The organism is Thiorhodovibrio winogradskyi (genome assembly GCF_036208045.1).
Taxonomy (GTDB): domain Bacteria; phylum Pseudomonadota; class Gammaproteobacteria; order Chromatiales; family Chromatiaceae; genus Thiorhodovibrio; species Thiorhodovibrio winogradskyi.
In genome coordinates this window covers 2318767-2338445 of record NZ_CP121472.1, presented here as the reverse complement: position 1 = coordinate 2338445, position 19679 = coordinate 2318767, and the positions used below count along the sequence as shown (strand labels likewise).

General features: G+C 58.3%; 17 protein-coding genes, 3 tRNA genes and 1 riboswitch. Of the genes, 14 read left to right on the top strand and 6 right to left on the bottom strand.

The genetic code is table 11. The annotated features are described in order from the left end of the window. Positions 1-209: 209 nt before the first annotated feature. The 3 genes from dnaK to hrcA all read right to left on the bottom strand — a co-directional run bounded on the left by dnaK (position 210) and on the right by hrcA (position 4191). Positions 210-2123: a molecular chaperone DnaK gene (dnaK, locus tag Thiowin_RS10375; RefSeq protein ID WP_328987657.1), complete on the bottom strand. Its 1914-nt coding sequence runs from the start codon at positions 2121-2123 to the stop codon at positions 210-212. 263 nt (positions 2124-2386) lie between these two features. After that, complete coding sequence (gene grpE, locus Thiowin_RS10370) at positions 2387-3055, bottom strand: nucleotide exchange factor GrpE (protein WP_328987656.1); 669 nt, start codon at positions 3053-3055, stop codon at positions 2387-2389. Positions 3056-3135: 80 nt separating this feature from the next. Further along, complete coding sequence (hrcA, locus tag Thiowin_RS10365) at positions 3136-4191, bottom strand: heat-inducible transcriptional repressor HrcA (RefSeq protein WP_328987655.1); 1056 nt, start codon at positions 4189-4191, stop codon at positions 3136-3138. 312 nt (positions 4192-4503) lie between these two features. On the opposite strand from hrcA, the gene Thiowin_RS10360 reads away from it, so the two are divergent. The 9 genes from Thiowin_RS10360 to Thiowin_RS10320 all read left to right on the top strand — a co-directional run bounded on the left by Thiowin_RS10360 (position 4504) and on the right by Thiowin_RS10320 (position 12134). Beyond that, positions 4504-5469, top strand: a complete 966-nt coding sequence (locus tag Thiowin_RS10360; RefSeq protein WP_328987654.1) for an NAD(+) kinase — start codon at positions 4504-4506, stop codon at positions 5467-5469. Continuing rightward, complete coding sequence (gene recN / locus Thiowin_RS10355; protein ID WP_328987653.1) at positions 5463-7190, top strand: DNA repair protein RecN; 1728 nt, start codon at positions 5463-5465, stop codon at positions 7188-7190. Before Thiowin_RS10360 ends, recN begins: the two co-directional genes overlap by 7 nt. 212 nt (positions 7191-7402) lie before the next feature. After that, positions 7403-7479: transfer RNA gene (locus tag Thiowin_RS10350), tRNA-Arg, on the top strand. 316 nt (positions 7480-7795) lie between these two features. Then, positions 7796-8026: a sulfurtransferase TusA family protein gene (locus Thiowin_RS10345; protein ID WP_328987652.1), complete on the top strand. Its 231-nt coding sequence runs from the start codon at positions 7796-7798 to the stop codon at positions 8024-8026. A gap of 213 nt (positions 8027-8239) precedes the next feature. Next, a complete protein-coding gene (gene dsrE2, locus Thiowin_RS10340; protein WP_328987651.1) occupies positions 8240-8719 on the top strand; it encodes a sulfur carrier protein DsrE2 in 480 nt (159 codons plus the stop codon). 153 nt (positions 8720-8872) lie between these two features. Continuing rightward, on the top strand, positions 8873-9256 hold the full coding sequence (locus tag Thiowin_RS10335) for a hypothetical protein (protein ID WP_328987650.1): 384 nt from the start codon (positions 8873-8875) through the stop codon (positions 9254-9256). Positions 9257-9267: 11 nt separating this feature from the next. Next, positions 9268-10347, top strand: a complete 1080-nt coding sequence (locus tag Thiowin_RS10330) for an AI-2E family transporter (RefSeq protein WP_328987649.1) — start codon at positions 9268-9270, stop codon at positions 10345-10347. 215 nt (positions 10348-10562) lie between these two features. Next, positions 10563-11147: an NnrU family protein gene (locus Thiowin_RS10325; protein WP_328987648.1), complete on the top strand. Its 585-nt coding sequence runs from the start codon at positions 10563-10565 to the stop codon at positions 11145-11147. A gap of 228 nt (positions 11148-11375) precedes the next feature. Beyond that, the gene (locus Thiowin_RS10320; protein WP_328987647.1) at positions 11376-12134 is read left to right on the top strand and encodes a prolipoprotein diacylglyceryl transferase; all 759 of its coding nucleotides are present in this window, start codon (positions 11376-11378) and stop codon (positions 12132-12134) included. Between the two features lie 114 nt (positions 12135-12248). On the opposite strand, the gene Thiowin_RS10315 is transcribed toward Thiowin_RS10320, so the two are convergent. Continuing rightward, positions 12249-12800, bottom strand: a complete 552-nt coding sequence (locus Thiowin_RS10315) for a S24 family peptidase (RefSeq protein ID WP_328987645.1) — start codon at positions 12798-12800, stop codon at positions 12249-12251. Here Thiowin_RS10315 and Thiowin_RS10310 point away from each other — a divergent pair. The 3 genes from Thiowin_RS10310 to Thiowin_RS10300 all read left to right on the top strand — a co-directional run bounded on the left by Thiowin_RS10310 (position 12747) and on the right by Thiowin_RS10300 (position 16495). Beyond that, positions 12747-14576: an ABCB family ABC transporter ATP-binding protein/permease gene (locus tag Thiowin_RS10310; RefSeq protein ID WP_328987644.1), complete on the top strand. Its 1830-nt coding sequence runs from the start codon at positions 12747-12749 to the stop codon at positions 14574-14576. The genes Thiowin_RS10315 and Thiowin_RS10310 overlap by 54 nt on opposite strands. 29 nt (positions 14577-14605) lie before the next feature. Next, positions 14606-15376, top strand: coding sequence for an alpha/beta hydrolase family protein (locus tag Thiowin_RS10305; protein ID WP_328987643.1), 771 nt, complete (start codon positions 14606-14608; stop codon positions 15374-15376). Positions 15377-15754: 378 nt separating this feature from the next. Then, positions 15755-16495 carry a hypothetical protein gene (locus Thiowin_RS10300; protein ID WP_328987642.1) on the top strand — a complete coding sequence of 247 codons (741 nt, stop codon included), beginning with the start codon at positions 15755-15757 and terminating at the stop codon, positions 16493-16495. Between the two features lie 84 nt (positions 16496-16579). Here the strand turns inward: Thiowin_RS10300 and htpX are convergent, their stop codons facing one another. After that, positions 16580-17467, bottom strand: coding sequence for a protease HtpX (gene htpX, locus Thiowin_RS10295; protein ID WP_328987640.1), 888 nt, complete (start codon positions 17465-17467; stop codon positions 16580-16582). A gap of 160 nt (positions 17468-17627) precedes the next feature. Between htpX and Thiowin_RS10290 the strand changes: the two genes are divergently transcribed. Next, positions 17628-17703, top strand: a tRNA-Ala gene (locus tag Thiowin_RS10290). Positions 17704-17910: 207 nt separating this feature from the next. Continuing rightward, positions 17911-17986 (top strand) — tRNA-Glu (locus Thiowin_RS10285). 799 nt (positions 17987-18785) lie between these two features. Here the strand turns inward: Thiowin_RS10285 and Thiowin_RS10280 are convergent. Next, positions 18786-19373 carry a LemA family protein gene (locus tag Thiowin_RS10280; RefSeq protein ID WP_328987639.1) on the bottom strand — a complete coding sequence of 196 codons (588 nt, stop codon included), beginning with the start codon at positions 19371-19373 and terminating at the stop codon, positions 18786-18788. A gap of 201 nt (positions 19374-19574) precedes the next feature. Beyond that, positions 19575-19674: riboswitch (TPP riboswitch) on the top strand. Positions 19675-19679 lie beyond the last annotated feature (5 nt).

Here is a 19679-nt window from a genome sequence, read left to right as displayed (position 1 = left end):
GTGGTGGCAGTCAATGAAACCGGGAAGACTAGAATCGCGTCAATCCGAGGCGCATCCGTTTTGGCGCGCAAGTCTGGCGCGCAAGTGAAAAAGGCGGGCTGGTCTGGACCTGTGCCCGCCTCCACGACTGGATGGTCACCACGCGATTGCGCGATTGACAGCAATCGCGGGCGGCCCGTTCAGACACCGGGGCAGGCCCCGAGGGACTGTTACTTCTTGTCGTCCTTTACTTCCTCGAACTCGGCATCAACCACGTCATCGGCGGTCGCGTCGGCCGCGCCGGCAGCGGCATCGCCACCCTGCTGGTTGGCGTAAAGACGTTCAGCCATCTTGGCCGATGCCTCGCCTAGGGCCTTGGTTAGGGACTCGATACGATCCTTGTCTTCGCCCTTCATGGCGTTTTCGAGATCCTTGATGGCGGCATCGATGCGGTCTTTCTCGCCAGCTTCGAGCTTATCCTCGCCAATCTGCTCCATCGACTTGCGAGTCGCATGGATCATGCTGTCGGCCTGGTTGCGCACCCCGACCAACTCCTGGAAGCGGCGGTCTTCCTCGGCATGGGCCTCCGCATCCTTGACCATGCGGTCGATTTCGGTATCCGACAGACCCGAGGACGCCTTGATGACAATAGATTGCTCCTTGCCGGTGGCCTTGTCCTTGGCCGAGACATTGAGAATGCCGTTGGCATCGATGTCAAACTTAACCTCGATCTGTGGTACGCCGCGCGGCGCTGGCGGAATATCGGACAGATCGAAGCGCCCGAGCGATTTGTTGTCGGCCGCACGCTGGCGCTCGCCCTGGAGCACATGCACGGTGACCGCCGTCTGGTTGTCATCAGCGGTGGAGAACACCTGCTCGGCCGAAGTGGGGATGGTGGTGTTCTTCTCGATCAGCTTGGTCATGACGCCGCCAAGGGTTTCGATCCCCAATGACAGCGGGGTGACATCAAGCAGCAGCACATCTTTCACATCGCCGCCGAGCACGCCGCCCTGAATGGCCGCGCCAATGGCGACGGCTTCGTCCGGGTTCACGTCCTTGCGCGGCGCCTTGCCGAAAAACTCCTGCACCTTGCTCTGCACCTTGGGCATGCGCGTCTGGCCGCCGACCAGGATGACCTCGTCGATATCGCCGGCGGTCACGCCGGCATCCTTGAGCGCGGTGCGGCAGGGACCGATGGTACGATCGACCAGATCATCGACCAGGGATTCCAGCTTGGCCCGAGACAGCTTGACATTCAGATGCTTGGGGCCGTTCTGATCCGCGGTGATATAGGGCAGATTGATATCGGTCTGCTGACTGGTGCTGAGTTCGATTTTGGCTTTCTCGGCGGCCTCTTTCAGACGCTGCAGCGCCAGCGGGTCATTGTGCAGATCAACGCCCTGATCCTTCTTGAACTCATTGGCCAGAAAGTCAATGATGCGCAGATCGAAGTCCTCGCCGCCCAGGAAGGTGTCACCATTCGTGGACAACACCTCGAACTGATGCTCGCCTTCGATCTCGGCAATCTCGATGATGGAGATATCGAAGGTGCCGCCACCCAGGTCATAGACCGCGATTTTTTGATCGCCACGTTGCTTGTCCATGCCATAGGCCAGGGCCGCGGCCGTCGGCTCATTGATGATACGCTTGACTTCCAACCCAGCGATACGCCCGGCATCCTTGGTGGCCTGACGCTGCGAGTCGTTGAAGTAGGCCGGCACCGTGATAACGGCCTCGGACACCTTTTCACCTAGATAATCCTCGGCGGTGCTTTTCATCTTCTGTAGCACCTTCGCGGAAATCTCGGGCGGGGCCATTTTCTTGCCATTGACCTCAACCCAGGCGTCGCCGTTGTCGGCGCGGACGATCTGATAGGGCACCATGTCCTTGTCCTTGGAGACGACATGATCCTCGTGGCGCCGCCCGATCAGACGCTTGATAGCGAAGAGGGTATTTTTTGGATTGGTGACAGCCTGCCGCTTGGCGGATTGACCGACCAGCACCTCACCGTCGTTGGAATAAGCGACGATACTTGGCGTGGTTCGATCACCCTCGGCGTTCTCAATCACCTTCGGCTTGTCGCCATCCATCACGGCGACACAGGAGTTTGTGGTACCGAGATCGATACCGATGATCTTTCCCATGTTGACTTCTCCGATTTCTAAACTGTTAAAAAATGTTTATTGCGTGACTGGCCCGGACCTGGTCCGATGCCGCGCGATCACGGGCGTTGCCTTCGAGCCAGATTCACCATCCGTTAGGTTCACCATCCGTTCCGAACCGTGGACTCCGACCGACATGTTCTCGCACATGAGGCAAAACCCTGCAAAGTTCAAGCCTTAACGCCCTTGCCCGGTTACCAGCGCGGACATCAGGCGCACCAGCGGAAATAGGCTGCTGGCGCGCATCAACTCTGTTCGATCGCCTGCGACACCATCACCAGCGCCGGGCGCACCAAACGACCATTGAGGGTGTAACCGCGTTGAATCACCGCCACCACGGTATTGGGCGCGACATCCGCACGCGGCTGCATGGACATCGCCTGATGAAACTCGGGGTTGAAGGGCTGATGCATGGGGTCGACCCGCTCGACACCAAACTTGGCCATGACATCCGCAAGCAGCTTGACCGTCAGTTCCATGCCCTCGCGCAACTTCACCACATCGGCATCGGGCTCGCTTGCCGCGGCCTGGCCGAGTTCCAGACTGTCGCGTACCTGCAGCAGCTCGCGCACAAAATTCTCAAGCGCGAACTTGTGCGCGTTTTCAAGCTCCTTCGCCTTGCGCCGGCTAATGTTCTCCACCTCGGCCCGGGCGCGCAGCAACTGGTCGCGTGCCGCCTCGTTACGCGCGCGCTCCTGCTCAATCATGGCGATCAATTCACCACGATCTTCCGGCCAGGGCGATGCCGCTGCTTCGGCGCCTGCCTCCGCCGACTCAGGCGCCTGCTCGGCATTCAAGCCAGCTCCCTCGCTGTTCTGGTCGCCGTTTTGGGCGCCAGGCTGGGAGCCGGTCTGGGTCGCCCGCTCTTGCGCACCGCCCTGTGGTTGTTCCTGACCTTGCTGGTCTATCGTCATTTCCTTTACCTCCGCGGCAGCCCGCACGCCCTCGCGCCTCCGTAACCGGAGCCGCCACAGACGCGCGAACCACATCTTGATCAATTGTGTTGTCTAAGCGCCGCAGCCAGCAGACGCGCTGTCACATCGACGACCGGAATCACCCGCTGATAATCCATCCGGGTTGGGCCGATCACCCCAAGCACCCCCAGCACCTCGCCATCCACCCGGTAAGGCGTGGTCACCAGACTGCAGTCGTCAAGCACCTCATAGCCGGACTCGCCACCGAAAAAAATCTGCACCCCATCTGCCTGGATACAGCGGTCAAGCAAATAGAGAATTTCCCGCTTTTCATTAAAGGCATCGAACAAGGTCTTCAAACGATCCGCGTTTGCTAGTTCATCGAACTGCATCAAGTTGGTCTGACCAGACACCAGCAGCTGCTCCTTGTGCTCGGCCGACTCCATCACCCGCTGCGCCATTTCCAGCGCCTGGCGCAACATTGCATCCATCTGCCGATGGGTTGCGTGCAAATCCTCCACAAGCCGCTTGCGCACGTCGACCATGTCTTGGCCAGTGAACAATTCCGTCAAAAAATTCGACGCCTGAACCAGCTGCGCCGGACTGAAAGTCCGCTCGGTGTGCAAGATCCGGTTGTGAACCTCGCCCTCGCCCGTGATAAGTATCGCCAGTACCTTCTTACCCGATAGCGGCAATAGCTCGATCTGACGAAAGACATCACGCTCATGCCGAGGCAGCATGACCACGCCAGCCAAGCGGGTCACACCCGACAGCAGCCGGGATGCCGTATCCACCAGCGCTGCCGCTTCGTCCAAAGGCTCGAACTCCGCGCGCAGTGCATTGACATCGATCTCGTCGAGCGGCTTGATAGTCAGCAGGCTATCGACGAACAACCGATAACCCAAGAGGGTCGGTATCCGTCCCGCCGAGGTATGCGGGGAGGACACCAACCCCATATCTTCCAAATCCGACATCACATTACGCACAGTGGCTGGACTGAGATCCAAGCCAGTTTCTTTCGCGAGCGTGCGCGATCCGACCGGTTGCCCGTCGCGGATGTGATGCTCGATCAGTGTCTTGAGAAAAAGCGATGCTCGCTCACTGACCTTGGTTTCGCTGCCGCGCGTCCCGGCCATCGCAACCTCATTGTGAAACATAACCGTGAAACAGCCGCTTCATCCTCCGGGGTGGCCAGGAGCATGATTTAGCACTCACCCGCCCCGAGTGCTAACGACCCTTCAATTTAGGGACAGACGCCGCGGCTGTCAAGCCAGGCCGCCGACAGCCTGCCGCACGCCTGGAATTTGGTGCGACTCTGACTGGACCAGCCGTCTGCCCTGCGGGACTAACGCGGGTTGCCGGCCAAGCACGAGCGCATCCCACCCTCGGTATAATGCGAGCATCCCGGCACTTCGGGTCTTGACCACCAACGTGGCACAATACCTTGCATGAGCGCTTTCCATACCATCGGCATCATCGGCAAACAGGAACCGGACCCTCGGGTTCCGGCCACCTTGCAGCGATTGCTCGCGCATCTCGAGCGACGCGGGCATCGAACTTTGCTTGAGCCGGCCACCTCGGCTCTACTCTCCGATCACCGCAGTCCTGCCGGCAACTCGGAGAACGACTCTCTAGCCGGGCAAGCGCGCGAGCAGCACTCAAGCCCCTATGCCCAACTCGCCACCCACAGCGATTTGATTATCGTCATCGGCGGCGACGGCACCTTTCTGCACGCCGCGCGCGAGGTTGCCACCACGAACACGCCCCTGGTTGGCATCAATCTCGGACGCCTGGGCTTTTTGGTCGACCTGTCGCCGAACTGCATCGAAACCCGTCTGAACGATATGCTAGACGGAAACTACGACAGCGAATACCGCAGCCTGCTTGAGACCCGTCTGATGGCGTCGTCCGCGAATGGGCCGGAGTGCAAGCCGGTCTGGACTGGCAAGGCACTCAATGAAGCCGTGATCGCCAAATGGAACACGGTGCGAATGATCGAGTTCGAGACCTATATCGACGGTCAGTTCGTCAACGCCCAGCGCTCCGATGGGCTGATTATCGCCACCCCAACCGGCTCCACCGCCTATGCCCTCTCCGGCGGCGGACCACTGCTGCATCCCGGGCTGGATAATCTCCTGCTAGTGCCCATTTGCCCTCATACTCTCAGTAACCGCCCGCTGGTGGTTGGCGGCGACAGCGAAATCGAGGTCCGCCTCTGTCACCACCATCCAGAGACCGCGCGTCTCACCTGCGATGGCCAGGTGGCCTTTGAGCTCGCCAGCACCAGGTCCGTGCGCATCCGCCGCGGCCACACGCGCGTGCGACTGCTCCATCCGCGCGGGCACGATCATTTTCAACTGTTGCGCGCGAAACTCGGTTGGGGTGGACAAGTCCAGGAAGGTGCAAGGTGTTAACCCATATTCAAGTACAGGATCTGGTCATTGTCAGCCGTCTGGAGCTGGAATTCGGCCCCGGCATGACCGCCTTGACCGGCGAGACCGGCGCCGGCAAATCCATTCTGATCGATGCTCTGGGGCTGACCCTGGGCGAGCGCGCCGACGCGGGCATGATCCGCGCCGGGAGCGACAAGGCCGAGGTCAGCGCTCATTTCGATCTGAGCGCCTGTCCACAAGCGCGCGCCTGGCTGGCAGAGCAGGAACTGGACGAAGATGACGACTGCGCCATTCGCCGCGTACTCCAGGGCAGCGGTCGCTCACGTGCCTTCGTCAACGGCCGCACGGTTAGCAGCAGCCAGTTGAAAGCCCTGGGCGAGTTGCTGGTGGATATCCACGGGCAACACGCCCATCAATCCCTGCTGCGCGCCAACGCCCAGCGCGACCTGCTCGATGGCTATGCCAATCATGGCCCATTGCGCGCCACCGTGGCCCAAGCCTACCGCCACTTTCGCGACAATGACGAGCGTTGGAAGCAACTGACGGCCGAGCGCGACCAGCGCGCCGCGCGCCTCGACCTGCTGCGCTTTCAGCTCGTAGAACTCGACGACCTGGCGCTCAGTGAAGACGAACTCGATCAACTCGACACCGACCAGCGCCGCCTGGCTCATCAAGGGCGCCTGCAGGAAACCTGCGCGCGGATCCTGCAACTGGTTTACGACGGCGAACCCGCCCTGCACGACCAGCTCGGCCGCGCCAGTGGCGAACTCTCCGAACTGAGCGCCCTGGATACCAGACTGGCGCCAAGCGTCGAGCTCATTGAAGGGGCCGCGGTGCAGATTGAAGAAGCCGCCTCCAACCTGCGCCAGTACCTGGACGCACTCGACATGGACCCGGCGCGTTTGCAGGAGATCGAAGACCGTCTGAGCCGTATTCATGAGATAGCGCGCAAATATCGGATCTTGCCGGCTCAGCTCCCGGAGCGACACCGCGACATCGCCGGTGAATATCAGCAGCTCGAACAGGCCGATGCCAATCTCGACAGCCTGACAGCCGCGCGCGACCAGGCGCGCGATGCCTACCTCAAGGCCGCCCAAACACTGACCAAATCGCGCCGCGCCGCCGCCGAGCGCCTGAGCACCACGGTCACCGCCTCGATGCAGGAGCTTGGCATGTCCGGCGGGCTCTTCGCCATCGACATCCAAACCCAGGACAGCTCCGCCAGCACCGCCCATGGGCTCGATCAGATCAGCTTTTTGGTCAGCGCCAACCCCGGTCAGCCAGCGCAATCCCTGGCCAAGGTCGCCTCCGGCGGCGAACTCTCGCGCATCAGCCTTGCGATTCAGGTCGCCACCGCCAACTGCATCAGTATCCCAGTACTGGTCTTCGACGAGGTCGATGTTGGCATCGGTGGTGGCGTCGCCGAGATTGTCGGACGTCAGTTGCGCCAACTCGGCGAGGAGCGTCAGGTGCTTTGCGTCACCCACCTGCCCCAGGTCGCCGCCCAGGCCCACCAGCAGTTACAGGTACGCAAGCACACCAAGGACGGCCAAACTTTTGCTGAAATCACCGCGCTCGACGCCGCTGATCGCGTTAATGAAATCGCGCGCATGCTCGGTGGCACCGAGATCACCGCGACCACCCGTGCCCATGCCGAGGAGATGCTGACCAGACCACAATCTGGCGGCACACCAGCCAAAGCGGCCATCGCAACAAGCTCGCACAGGAACACTGACCCATGAGCAACATGACCAAGAAAAAAGACAAGTGCTGCAAAAGCTACAAGAAAGGCAAGCGCTGCAAGGATTGCCCCACGCGCAAGTGAGAGCAAATCCTCTAGGCTGATTTCAAGCTCGACACCCTCCCCCTGCCTCAGCCCAGCATTGAGCCCCGTTCAACCCAAAGGAGACGCCGGCTTCGCTCTTTGCTAGGATTTCCGACTGAGGTTCCCCGCGCCCTCGTAGCTCAGCAGGATAGAGCAGCCGCCTCCTAAGCGGCAGGTCACAGGTTCGAATCCTGTCGAGGGCACCAAATCCGCTGAAAATCATCACCTCTCCCTAGTGCGAGCTAGGTCGCGGTGACAGTCTGTTTTCTGGAAAATACATTAAAATACAGTTGTATATTAAAACTATCTAAAGTGTGTAATGTTGATAAAAACTACAAATTAATGTATTTATTTATTTTTATATCTATCTGATTTGGCCAGACTTGCGTTTTTCGCCAGCTTCCCCTATAAATCAGAATCTTTGCGTATTGTTAAAAACTGAGTAGATTCCTAGGGCATGCGTGCGAGGGCACACCCAGGGATCGGACACAGAATCATCAAGCACTATCTTGGAGGTTAACCATGGCTGATTTCGACCAAGAACTGGATGCAAGCGGACTCAACTGCCCCTTGCCGATCCTGCGCGCGAAGAAGACCCTGGCCGGCATGGAATCGGGCCAGGTATTGCACATCATTGCAACCGACCCAGGCTCGGTCAAAGACTTCGACGCCTTTGCCAAGCAAACTGGCAACGAGTTGATGGAATCACGCGAGGATGGTGGCAAATTTTTGTTTCTGATCAAGAAATCCTGATCTCAAGTGCAGGAAACCTCAGGCAGGCATCCCAGTTTCGCATTCAGGGGATCCCGGTCAAGGTTTCCGCCACGCTGTCATCGCTGGACGAGGGAGACCTTGGTTAGCACCATCTTTAAGCTGCTGGCCAAAGCCGTCTGATAGACTGGCCGAAATCTCCCAATCAGCATTCCCCGGCCAATACACCTAGACCAACACCGCCAAGAGAAACCGATGGAAGAAAAGAAACTCGCGATCATCGCCACCAAAGGCTCGCTCGACTGGGCCTATCCGCCTTTCATCCTCGCATCCACCGCAGCCGCATTGGGCTATGAGGTGCAGGTGTTTTTCACCTTCTACGGCTTGCAGCTCCTGAAGAAAAAACTGACGCTCGAAGTCACACCGCTGGGGAACCCTGGCATGCCAATGCCAATGGGAATGGACAAATGGTTCCCGATTCTTGGCATGGCCCTGCCCGGCATGCAGGCCATGATGACCGCCATGATGAAGAAGAAGATGAAGGACAAGGGCGTGGCAAGTGTCGAAGAACTGCGCGACCTCTGTCAGGAAGCCGAGGTCCAACTGATCGCCTGCCAGATGACAGTGGATCTGTTCGACATGGATCGCAAGGACTTCATCGATGGCGTTGAATATGCTGGCGCGGCGGCTTTTTTTGAATTTGCCGGCGAAAGCGACATCTGTCTCTATATCTGACCCTATCTCCCTTGCTGCCGGTCAACCGCGGCAGGCCGATACAGTAAACGCCGCGGACGCAACTCCGCGGCGTTTTTTTTCAGACCATGGTGAGTCGCGACAAGTATCCACCGTGACCCACCCGGTAAACCTCATTGTCATGCCAGCCATCTGATGTTGGGAACTGATCTCGGTAATGCGCGCGAGCGGCGATTGATCAAACACTTCCGCTCTCTCAACGCAACAGATCGCGAAACCCTAGGCGCCTTCGCGGAGTTTCTCGCACAGCGTCAGGTGCGGACCGACTCGACGCCGGATAACAGGCTCTCTGCGCCAGGCAGTGGCAAACAGGCGGAGCGTGAGCCGCGACCGGCTGAGGAGAGCGTGATTGCCGCGATGAAACGGCTGCGTCGCAGCTACCCGGAACTTGAAGCGAGTAATCTGCTCAATGAGGCATCCTTACTCATGTCAGCACACATGATTCAGGGACGCCCGGCCATTGAGGTCATCGACGAGCTTGAAGCGCTCTTTGCGCGCCATGAACGTGAGCGAATCTAAGGCAGAGAAGCATGCACGCAATCGGTCATTGGTTCCGCCGTCACTTCTCTGATCCGCAGATTCTGTTCCTGGCATTTTCTCTCTTGTCGGTGCTGGTGATTGTTATCACCCTCGGCAACATGCTGACCCCTGTGTTCGCCAGCATCGTCATCGCCTATCTGCTAGAAGGCGCGGTGGGTTTTCTAGAGCGCAAGGGCTGGCCCCGGCTGCTCGGCTCCCTCGTCGCGCTCCTCGGTTTCATGCTTTTCCTGGCCTCCCTGCTATTGTTGGTGCTGCCCCTGTTGTGGCGCCAGGCCACAGACCTGGTACAGCAACTTCCCGGCATGCTCACCACCTGGCAGCAGGCACTCATGGGTCTGCCGCAGCGCTATCCGGAGTTGGTGACCAACGAGCAGATTCACACGCTGATCAATACCATTCGCGCGGAAATCCTATACTTCGGCCAGAAGTTAGTATCGCTTTCGATGTCATCGGTGGTCGGCATGATCACGGTGATTGTCTACCTGATTCTGATGCCACTGCTAGTGTTCTTTTTTCTCAAGGACAAGGAATTGATCCTGGACTGGTTTAAAGGTTACCTTCCTCGACACCGACGAATCGCTGGCTCCGTCTGGCAAGAAGTGGACCGCCAGATTTACAACTATGTGCGTGGCAAGGTGTGGGAAATTCTTATCATCTGGGCCGTCAGCTTCGCGGCCTTTTCGGCATTTGGGCTGAATTATGCTCTGCTGCTCGCGGTGCTGGTCGGACTGTCCGTGATCGTGCCCTATATCGGCGCCTCGGTGGTGACTATCCCCGTGGTCTTGATCGCCTGGTTTCAGTGGGGATGGTCGCCGCAGTTGTTGTGGCTTTCCGTGGTGTACCTGATCATCCAGGCTGCAGACGGTAATGTGCTGGTTCCCTTACTATTCTCCGAGGTTGTCAATTTACATCCCGTCGCCATCATTGTCGCCATTCTTGTCTTCGGCGGCATCTGGGGTTTTTGGGGTGTGTTTTTTGCCATCCCTCTCGCCACTCTCGTTCAGGCCGTGCTCTGTGCCTGGCCGCAAGAGAAACTCCGGGAGGTTGCTAAAGCCAGACCCTCTGCATGAAATACGCCGCATGAGACCCGCCACATGAGCCCCTTGAGCCGCTTTCAAGCCTGGCCGCAGCTTTGCTGTAATCCACCGCCCGCGCATTCGACCGAGCATCGTCGGAATGGATGAGGTAGAATCCCGGTTTTCGGCCCTCGCGCGATCCAGGGTGCGTCCCGTGCGACATTATTTTTTCGCGCTTCATCTTTAAATTTTGTGCATCTCCTTGTCTCATGGTTGAACTGATCACCGGCCTACTCTTGTTTCTAGGGACGCATTCCGCCGCCATGTTACGCCCCGCCTGGCGCGGCCAAGTGGTTAATCGTCTTGGAGAAACAGCTTGGAAAAGCGGCTACGCGCTGCTGTCACTGCTAGGCCTTTGGCTGATTATTCACGGCTACGGCGATGCTCGTACGAGTGTCGATCCAATCATTTTGTACCAGCCGCCCACTTGGATGCGGCATCTGGTGCTTCTGTTGATGCTGCCAGTGTTTCCGCTATTGTTCGCGGCCTATCTGCCAGGTCGCATCCAGCGCACAACCAAACACCCAATGCTGGCCGCCGTTAAGATCTGGTCTTTTGCGCATTTGCTTGCGAATGGATCCCTGGCCGACGTGTTGCTGTTTGGCAGCTTTCTCACATGGGCGGTGGCTGATCGGATTTCACTTAAACGCCGCGGTCCGGGCACCGGGACCGGGCCGGGGGCTGCGGCCGGACGGCGGAATGACGTCATCGCGCTCATCGGAGGCACCTTGTTCTATCTGCTCTTCCTTTTCTGGGCGCATCAATGGTTGTTTGGCCGGGCGCCCTTATCATGAGCCACATGGATGCATGGTCCGACGTAGTGGGGACAATACGCGCGACAGTGACTCAACAGCGTTATCCTCCAGTCTGGCTAAGGTGCGACAGATCTCTGGCAGTGAAACAGCATCTTCCTTTTCCACGCTGGTGATGTCCCATGTGCATTCGCATCTAGCTGACCTTGGGCAATGATTTACACCACATCACTTTTTCGCCACTGTGCAACGGAACAATAGGAGATATGAATGAGCAAATCCGTGGACGCAGATCAGCATAAGCAAAAATCAGGCGGCATCCTTGCCTCGCTTGGAACCGGGAAGGTCGTCGCCGTTGGCGGTGTACTTGCGCTGATATTTGGTTCCATTTTTATCCTTGGCGATCCCTATGGCACCCACAAAAGTACTGGGCATCATGCCGATGAAACAGTCGATCAGCGATTGAGCCCAATTGGCCGGGTAGTGGTTGCCAAGCAGGAGGAGGAACCCTCCAAGAAGGCTGACGCCCAGGCGGCTGAGAGCAGTACTGATTCAACCTCCGGCAATCAAGCTACGGCGAATGAGTCTGATCCGGAGAAATCGGACACGGCGAAGACTGAAACACCCGCGTCCGCTGCTAACGCCACAGAAGCATCGGCATCCGATTCATCCTCAGACTCGGCCAGTTCGCCAGCGCCAAAGCCGGCTTCCGAACCAGCAACGCCATCATCGGCCAGCCCTGCACTCGCCAAGCCCTTTGCTCCCCAATCCCCGCAGGCAGCAAGCAAAGCAGCGCCAAAACCACCCGCAGCACCGCCTGCGTCCAAGCCGGAGCCCGCAGCAGAGACTCAGGAGGCTACGGCAGAGCCTCAAGCTCCGCGAAATCAAGCTGCGCAGGTACCACCGAAAGCAGCTCCGGCACCGCAGGGTCGTCCATCAGCGCCACCGCCCATGCCTCAACGCCCAGTCATGCCGGGCTGGATGCATCACAATGTGCCCATGCCTCCGCAGCATTATCCCTATCGCTAAATCCGCCTAGAGACAGACTGGAGATCAACGGTGGCTTCCCAATTGGGAAGCCACCGTTTTTTCGCTGGGTTTGCTCAGGGGTTGCTCAGTCGCTGTTTTTTGTGACAGCTTGTCTCAGGTACCTGTCAGATCAGAGATGGTCGTCGCCACACGCTTCTCGTTCTCGCCCTCCCTGCCATACTGGTAGCGCTTGACCTTACGCCGAATGTTGCGCTGAATCACAACGCCAAGCACGCTCCATTCAAGCCCGTCAAGGCGGATGTCGGGAAACTCCGAATTGAGAGCAATCAGCCATTGCCGTCCCTGCGCGTCGCGGCGGTATTGGCGCAACCAACGCACGCCTTCCACCTCGGCAAAAAGATACATCCCATCGCTGGCTTGATTGACCGGCTCAATCACTACCACGCAACGGTCGGGAAACTCTGGCTCCATATCCGGGCCCAGGACTTGCAGGGCAAAAGGTTCTTGCAGTGCGCAGCCACCCTTGTCCAGCCCCATGTCCATCTCCGGAATGCGGTTCGATCTTTGTTTGTTCATTAATGCCCCAGTCTGGTGCGATTTCTGGTTGTCGCCCTTGGACATGGGATCACCGCGTATGAGACTCAATAACCCATGGTGACTCCGGGAAGAATCTTCGCCACCGAACGCGTCCACGGTGATCGCCATGACTGGCGGAATCTGCACCAGATGCTACCCTACCTGTGGGAATTTCGCGGGCGCGCGCTGCTGGCGCTGGCAGCGCTGGTACTGGCGAAGTTTGCCAATGTCGGCGTGCCCATGGTGTTCAAGGAGATTGTGGATGCCTTCGAGGGGCAGCAGGCGCAACTGCTGGTGCTGCCGGTGAGCCTGTTGCTGCTCTACGGGGCGCTTAAGCTCTCCAGCTCCCTGTTCAATGAATTGCGCGATGTTGTTTTCGCACGGGTGCGCTTTCGCGCCATGCGGCGACTCTCGACCCGGGTGCTTGAGCATCTGCACCGGCTATCGCTGCGCTATCACCTTGAACGCCAGAGTGGCGCCATCAGTCGGGATCTGGAGCGTGGCACCCGCTCGGTGTCGACCATTCTGAACTACATGGTCTTCAGCGTCATCCCGGTGCTGGTCGAATTTTCCCTGGTTGCCGCCGTGCTGCTGAGCAAATACGCGCTGGTGTTCACTCTGGTGACCTTTGGCACGGTGCTGGTCTATGTGGCCTTTACCTTCGCCATCACCGAGTGGCGCATGGACTACCGCCACCAGATGAACAAGCTCGACTCCCACGCCAATAGTCAGGCCTTCGACAGCCTGCTGAATTACGAGACGGTGAAATACTTCGGCAACGAACCGATGGAGCTGGAACGCTACGACACCACCCTGTCGCAGTGGGAAGACTATGCCGTGAAAAGCCAAAGCTCAATGTCGCTGCTAAACTTTGGCCAGGGCAGCATCATCGCGCTTGGGGTGACCGGAATCATGTTCTTTGCCGCCCAGGGTGTCGTGGTCGGTCACATGAGCATTGGTGATCTAGTGCTGGTCAATGCACTCATGCTGCAATTGTTCATACCACTGGGTTTTCTTGGCATTGTTTATCGGCAAATCAAATACGCCTTGGCCGATATGGATCTGGTGGTCAAGCTGCTCGCGCGGGTGCCCGAGGTACAAGATGCCCCAAGGGCAACGGCATTACGGCTCAGCGCTGGCGCAGTGCGCTTTGAGCAAGTGAACTTTGACTATCAGCCGGACCGGCCCATTCTGCGCGAGGTGGATTTTGCGATTGCCCCGGGGGAGAAGGTCGCCGTGGTGGGTCACAGCGGGGCCGGCAAATCAACCCTCGCGCGGCTGTTATTCCGCTTTTATGATGTAACCGGTGGGCGCATCCTGGTCGATGGTCAAGACATTCGCGACCTGACTCAGCAAAGCCTGCGCGCGGCCATTGGCATCGTGCCCCAGGATACGGTGCTCTTCAATGACAGCATTCTCTACAACATCAGCTATGGCCGGCCGGATGCTCTCCGCGAGGACATCGAACGCGCCGCGGAACTGGCACATATCCGCACTTTCATCGAGAGCCTGCCGAACGCATGGGAAACAGTTGTTGGTGAGCGCGGGCTCAAGCTCTCCGGTGGCGAGAAACAACGCGTTGCCATTGCCCGCGCCATCCTGAAACAGCCACGTATCTTAGTGTTTGACGAGGCGACCTCCTCGCTCGACAGCCGCACTGAGCAAGCCATCCAGCAGACCCTGGCTGAAGTGGCCGCGAATCACAGCACCCTGGTTATCGCCCATCGCCTGTCTACCATTGTTGATGCTGATCGCATTCTGGTGATGGACGGCGGGCGCATTATCGAACAGGGTCATCATCGTGGTCTGCTTGCCGCCAGCGGTTCTTATGCCAAAATGTGGGAGCTGCAATTGCGTGAGCGCGAACAGCAGACAGCCGGCGGACTCATCTCGCATCCCGGTTGAATTCAAGTCTCGCTTCACAGGTCTTGCCCATGGCCCGCATCAAGCTCGACTTCCCCAACCAGCAAGGTGAGCGTCTGGCTGGCTTACTGGAGACACCGCCAGCGGATGACGCTCCCCCCACCTACGCGCTCTTTGCACACTGCTTTACCTGCGGAAAGGATATTGCCGCGGCCAGTCGCATCAGCCGCGCCTTGGCTGCACGCGGTATCGCGGTGTTGAGATTTGATTTCACGGGGCTTGGCAACAGCGACGGCGACTTTGCCAATACCAGCTTTTCTTCCAATGTCGCCGATCTGTTGGCGGCCGCGGACATGCTGGCGCAAGATTTCGAGCCGCCGCGTTTGCTCATCGGCCACAGCCTTGGGGGAGCAGCCGCCCTGGTAGCCGCCCATCAGTTACCCCAGGTCGAAGCCCTGGTGACCATTGGTGCTCCGGCGACAGCAACCCATGTGCGTCATTTGTTTAGCGATGCGGAGGAGGCGTTAAGCTCCCAGGGCGAGGTGGAAGTGCGTATTGCCAATCGAGGTTTTCGCGTTAAAAAGCAATTTCTTGAGGATCTTGAGCAGCATGCGACAGCCGAACATATCGCGCGACTGCGCCGGCCACTGTTGTTGTACCATTCGCCTTTCGACGAGGTGGTGGATATCTCCGAGGCCTTTCGCATCTACCAGGCAGCAAAGCACCCCAAGAGCTTTATTTCACTCGATCGCGCCGATCATCTACTGACAAATCCAGCCGACGCTCTCTATGTGGCCGACACCATGGTGGCCTGGGCTCGCCGTTATTTGGGGTGCGGCTGAGTCAAGCACAAAAAAGCCGGGCATTGAACCATCGGCTCTTACCCGGAAGTGGAGTGTTAAAAGCATGGCCGTACTGTCAGGTCCATGGCGGCCATCCGTGGCTGCCGGATATCCTATCAACCGCTGCCGCTCGCTCCTTGAATCGACTTACCCCGTCGCACAGTTAAAAGATTAGACCATTGCGTCCTTCCCGGCTGTGACCGAGTTGGCATTTCATGCCGCGCACATGCGTCGCCGTTGAACGGGTCCAACGCTTGCTTTTCCGCCGCGAAAAAGAGAAGGTGGCCGGCGCTTGCCGAGCGGCGGCGTAAGCCATTCAGGGCTTGAATCCCAGTCATGACTGACTGATACCACTTGAGGTAACGATAAATGAAGGTGATGAACACAGAAACGCGCTGGCTGGTTGCTCTAGCCGTCGTGCTGGTGCTTGGTGGTTGTGTCAAGGTCGAGCAGACACTGACGCTGAAAAAGGACGGCTCCGGCACGCTCGACATGCGCTACGGGATGTCCGAACAGACCATTGCGCAAATGGAAGCCATGGAAAAAATGGCCGAGAGCATGGGTCAAGAAGCGAGCGAGGATGTGGGCGGCGAGACCCCATTTGATTTCGATGAGGCGGAGATTCGTGAGCAATTCGAGAGCGATGCTCCCGAGGGTGTCGAGCTGGTTAGCCTGCAGTCGGAAAGCCTTGATGGCTGGAGATACATGAATCTCAAACTCGCCTTCGATGATTTATCCGCACTGAAAAACACCGAATTTTTTTCCGACGGTGCCATGAGCCTGACCAAGAACGCCGACGGAAACTATGTACTGGTGCAGTCGACCGGCGCCGAGGATGCCATGCCACCGACGTCACCCGATGGCAGCGATGCCGCCACGGCCGCCATGATGCAACAAATGGCCGCCATGTTTGCCGGCATGCGCATTGCCACGACAGTGATTGCCCCCTCGGAGATCATTGAGTCCAATGCCACGGACATGGACGGACGCAAGGCTTCCTGGGTCTTCGATGTTGATGAAGATCCAACAGTGCTGTCAAAGCTGCAGCAGATGAACCTGCGGATGGTCTTCAAAGGTAAGGGAGTCGAGATCGCGGAATTTGGCTCGGCGCCAAATTAATCCAAAGCTGAGCCTGGGGAGGCTAACCATAAAAACAGCAGGCACCGGATACTCCGGTGCCCGCTTTATTGCTCAACCCGCCGCTTAGCCGCGCGCATTCTCCAAGGCCGCAATGCGACGCTCAAGCGGCGGATGGCTGGCAAATGCCGCCTTGAAACCGTCGGCAATCTTGCCCGAAATACCAAAGGCCGCGAACTCTCCAGCCGGCAGATCCCGCGGCTCATGTACCCGCTGCAAGGCACGCAGCGCGCTGACCATCTTATCCCGCCCCGCCAGATTCGCGCCGCCGGCGTCGGCACGATACTCACGATAGCGCGAGAACCACATCACAATCATGCTGGCCAGGACAGACAGGCAGATTTCCGCGACGATGGTGACCACAAAGTAGCCGATGCCATAACCGCGCTCGTTTTTTAAAAGCACCCGGTCGACAAAATGGCCGATCACCCGAGCCAGAAAGACCACAAAGGTGTTGACCACGCCCTGGATGAGCGACAAAGTCACCATGTCCCCGTTCGCGACATGGCTGATTTCATGGCCAACCACGGCCTCCACCTCATCCTTGGTCATCTGCTCCAACAACCCAGTGCTCACAGCCACCAGGGCATTGTTACGATTCCAGCCGGTCGCGAAGGCATTCGGAGCCGGCTGATCAAAAATCCCCACCTCCGGCATGCCGATGCTGGCACGCTGCGACTGCTGGCGCACTAGATCCACCAACCAGCGCTCGAAGGGCGTGGCGGGCTGCTCAATGACCCGGACCCCCATCGACCGCTTCGCCATCCACTTCGATAGCACCAGGGAGATCAGCGAGCCACTAAAACCAATCAGGGCCGCCATTACCAGAAGCGCGCCAAGGTCAAGACCGCCGGTTTCCGTTTGAACGCCGCCAAGCCCAAGCAGACTAAAAACAATACTCAGCACCACCAGAACCGCTAGGTTCGTACCAAGAAAGAGCAGGATTCTCATCATTGTTAAAGACTCCATAAATCGAGTGGAATTTCCGCCGACTGAGAATAGGACTTCACAAGACAGTCAACAAGCCCTGGCTGACAGCTGTCGATCCGGCAAGATAAAGTAAATTTATTCTGGACAAGGCACCTCGCTCGAGATATAGTAGCGGGCTTTCATCGGGGCCATAGCTCAGCTGGGAGAGCGCAACACTGGCAGTGTTGAGGTCGGCGGTTCGATCCCGCCTGGCTCCACCAATTTCGGCCGATTCATGTCAGGCCACAGACTGGTGTATGACCTTTCTGGTTTTGACAAGCATCTGGTTTTGTCTCGGTTCTGATTTCACCAAGGTCCAGCAAGCTCGACAAAAAAGGCTCTGCAAAAATTCAAGGCAAACGGAGCAAAAAGCTACCGCAAGCAGGCCAATTAGGGTTCAACACCGATTCCATCATCACTGTTTTCACGTCCCCATCGTCTAGAGGCCTAGGACATCGCCCTTTCACGGCGGCAACCGGGGTTCGAATCCCCGTGGGGACGCCATCTTAATCAACGGGCTAGCTGTGAAAACGGCTGCCCGTTTTTTCTTTGGACGACACTCGCGCCTAAACCGAGGTGCGATTTCGCCGCTCCCTCGACACTCTGCAAGACCACTGGAAGATTAACCTCACCTAGTGGCTGTTCCATGCGAATGGCAAATCAACAAAGGTGCTGTCAGAATAAACAACGTGACAGCGTTCCGCTCTGCATGCCTGCCGAACGGAAATGTCAATGTAGAATAGGCTGCATGATCCCACGAAAGCGCTCTAGGGGCCCGCAACCTCGGACGATTTTCACCTATCCCCATAAGCGCGACAGGCGCTCAAAATCAAGTGGCATGCTCGGCACATGCAGGATGGCCGCCGCTAATGCCTGATTGGGCGCGCCCGCATCGGCGCGAGCCATCAGGGTCACCCAATCCTGCCCGCTGGCCAGAAGTTCAGTGATGTTCAGGCTTTGAGTGACGAAGTCTTTAGAAACCCTGGCAAAGGTTTCCGCCGTGACCTAGCCGTTCTCAAGCGCATCCTCTGCAATTGATAGAGCGCGAAGAGGGTGATGAAACACAGTAGCGCTAAAAATGCCAGTACGGCGGCAAAGTAGCTCCACTTGGCCGACCAGCGCTGGGATTGGCCTGGAGCTGGTGCGCCGGTCGCGACCCATGCGCGCTCCGCTCCGGGCGTCAATGCCAGCTCGGATTCGCGGTCGGGCGCGGAATCGGACTTTGGCACGGAATCGATTCGTGGTTAGCGGTGATTAATTGGCCCCGCCCGGTCTTTCGCGCGTGCTTGCCGAGGCTGTTGGGTCAGAAGCTGATTGTTGGCACTTCGCGTACGCTCTTGTCCTCCATCTCCCACATTTGTGCCTGTTTGAAGTTGAAATTGGCGGCGAACAGGTTAACCGGGAAGGATTGCAGGCGGTTGTTGTAGTTCAATACCGCGTCATTGAGAGCCTGACGGGCAAAAGAGACTTTGTTCTCGGTGCTCGAGAGTTCCTCTTGCAGCATCAGCATGTTCTGATTGGCTTTCAGGTCGGGATAACTCTCTGTCAGCGCGAACAGCCGCCCAAGCGCTCCGCCAAGGGCCGTCTCGGCACCGGCCAGCGCGACCATGGCGGCGCCATCGGTCGGATCGCCCTTTACTTGCACCTGCGCCTGCTGGGCCGCCGTGCGCGCGGCAATCACCTGATTGAGCGTATCCTGCTCATGCGTCATGTACCCTTTGACGGATTCCACCAGATTGGGAATCAGGTCGTGGCGGCGCTGCAACTGCACATCGATCCGCGAAAAAGCATGAGTGACCATGTTGCGCGCCGCGACCAGAGCGTTGTAAGCCAACGCCCCCCAGGCCGCGCTCAGGATCAGGATAACGAGAATGACGATCAGTGCAACCATGACGCCTCCCTTCGGTAGTCATTGGGTGGTGATTGGCTAGCGCCTGGTTTATCACCAACCATGCCGTCATTCTATACCCTTGAACCGCAAGATTCGCGGCATGATCGAACCGATCCCGATATTCTTCGCCGGATTTTGAACTCCGAACGCATTGCCCGTCGCGCGCTTGAAATCCCCCGCGCCTTGGGCTAGCGTGACCGCACATCCTGCTGGGGGTGCCCGCGCGCATTGGCGGGCTGAGAAACACCCTTAAGCACCTGATCCGGTTCGCACCGGCGGAGGGAAGTGGGTATCACGCGGCCGGCT

What these genes read in the sequence shown, in the direction of transcription:
- dnaK (WP_328987657.1), bottom strand. Translation starts at nt 2,123, where the DNA reads ATGGGAAAGATCATCGGTATCGATCTCGGTACCACAAACTCCTGTGTC.
- grpE (WP_328987656.1), bottom strand. Translation starts at nt 3,055, where the DNA reads ATGACGATAGACCAGCAAGGTCAGGAACAACCACAGGGCGGTGCGCAA.
- hrcA (WP_328987655.1), bottom strand. Translation starts at nt 4,191, where the DNA reads ATGGCCGGGACGCGCGGCAGCGAAACCAAGGTCAGTGAGCGAGCATCG.
- Thiowin_RS10360 (WP_328987654.1), top strand. Translation starts at nt 4,504, where the DNA reads ATGAGCGCTTTCCATACCATCGGCATCATCGGCAAACAGGAACCGGAC.
- Thiowin_RS10345 (WP_328987652.1), top strand. Translation starts at nt 7,796, where the DNA reads ATGGCTGATTTCGACCAAGAACTGGATGCAAGCGGACTCAACTGCCCC.
- dsrE2 (WP_328987651.1), top strand. Translation starts at nt 8,240, where the DNA reads ATGGAAGAAAAGAAACTCGCGATCATCGCCACCAAAGGCTCGCTCGAC.
- Thiowin_RS10335 (WP_328987650.1), top strand. Translation starts at nt 8,873, where the DNA reads ATGTTGGGAACTGATCTCGGTAATGCGCGCGAGCGGCGATTGATCAAA.
- Thiowin_RS10330 (WP_328987649.1), top strand. Translation starts at nt 9,268, where the DNA reads ATGCACGCAATCGGTCATTGGTTCCGCCGTCACTTCTCTGATCCGCAG.
- Thiowin_RS10325 (WP_328987648.1), top strand. Translation starts at nt 10,563, where the DNA reads ATGGTTGAACTGATCACCGGCCTACTCTTGTTTCTAGGGACGCATTCC.
- Thiowin_RS10320 (WP_328987647.1), top strand. Translation starts at nt 11,376, where the DNA reads ATGAGCAAATCCGTGGACGCAGATCAGCATAAGCAAAAATCAGGCGGC.
- Thiowin_RS10310 (WP_328987644.1), top strand. Translation starts at nt 12,747, where the DNA reads ATGGTGACTCCGGGAAGAATCTTCGCCACCGAACGCGTCCACGGTGAT.
- Thiowin_RS10315 (WP_328987645.1), bottom strand. Translation starts at nt 12,800, where the DNA reads ATGGCGATCACCGTGGACGCGTTCGGTGGCGAAGATTCTTCCCGGAGT.
- Thiowin_RS10305 (WP_328987643.1), top strand. Translation starts at nt 14,606, where the DNA reads ATGGCCCGCATCAAGCTCGACTTCCCCAACCAGCAAGGTGAGCGTCTG.
- Thiowin_RS10300 (WP_328987642.1), top strand. Translation starts at nt 15,755, where the DNA reads ATGAACACAGAAACGCGCTGGCTGGTTGCTCTAGCCGTCGTGCTGGTG.
- htpX (WP_328987640.1), bottom strand. Translation starts at nt 17,467, where the DNA reads ATGATGAGAATCCTGCTCTTTCTTGGTACGAACCTAGCGGTTCTGGTG.
- Thiowin_RS10280 (WP_328987639.1), bottom strand. Translation starts at nt 19,373, where the DNA reads ATGGTTGCACTGATCGTCATTCTCGTTATCCTGATCCTGAGCGCGGCC.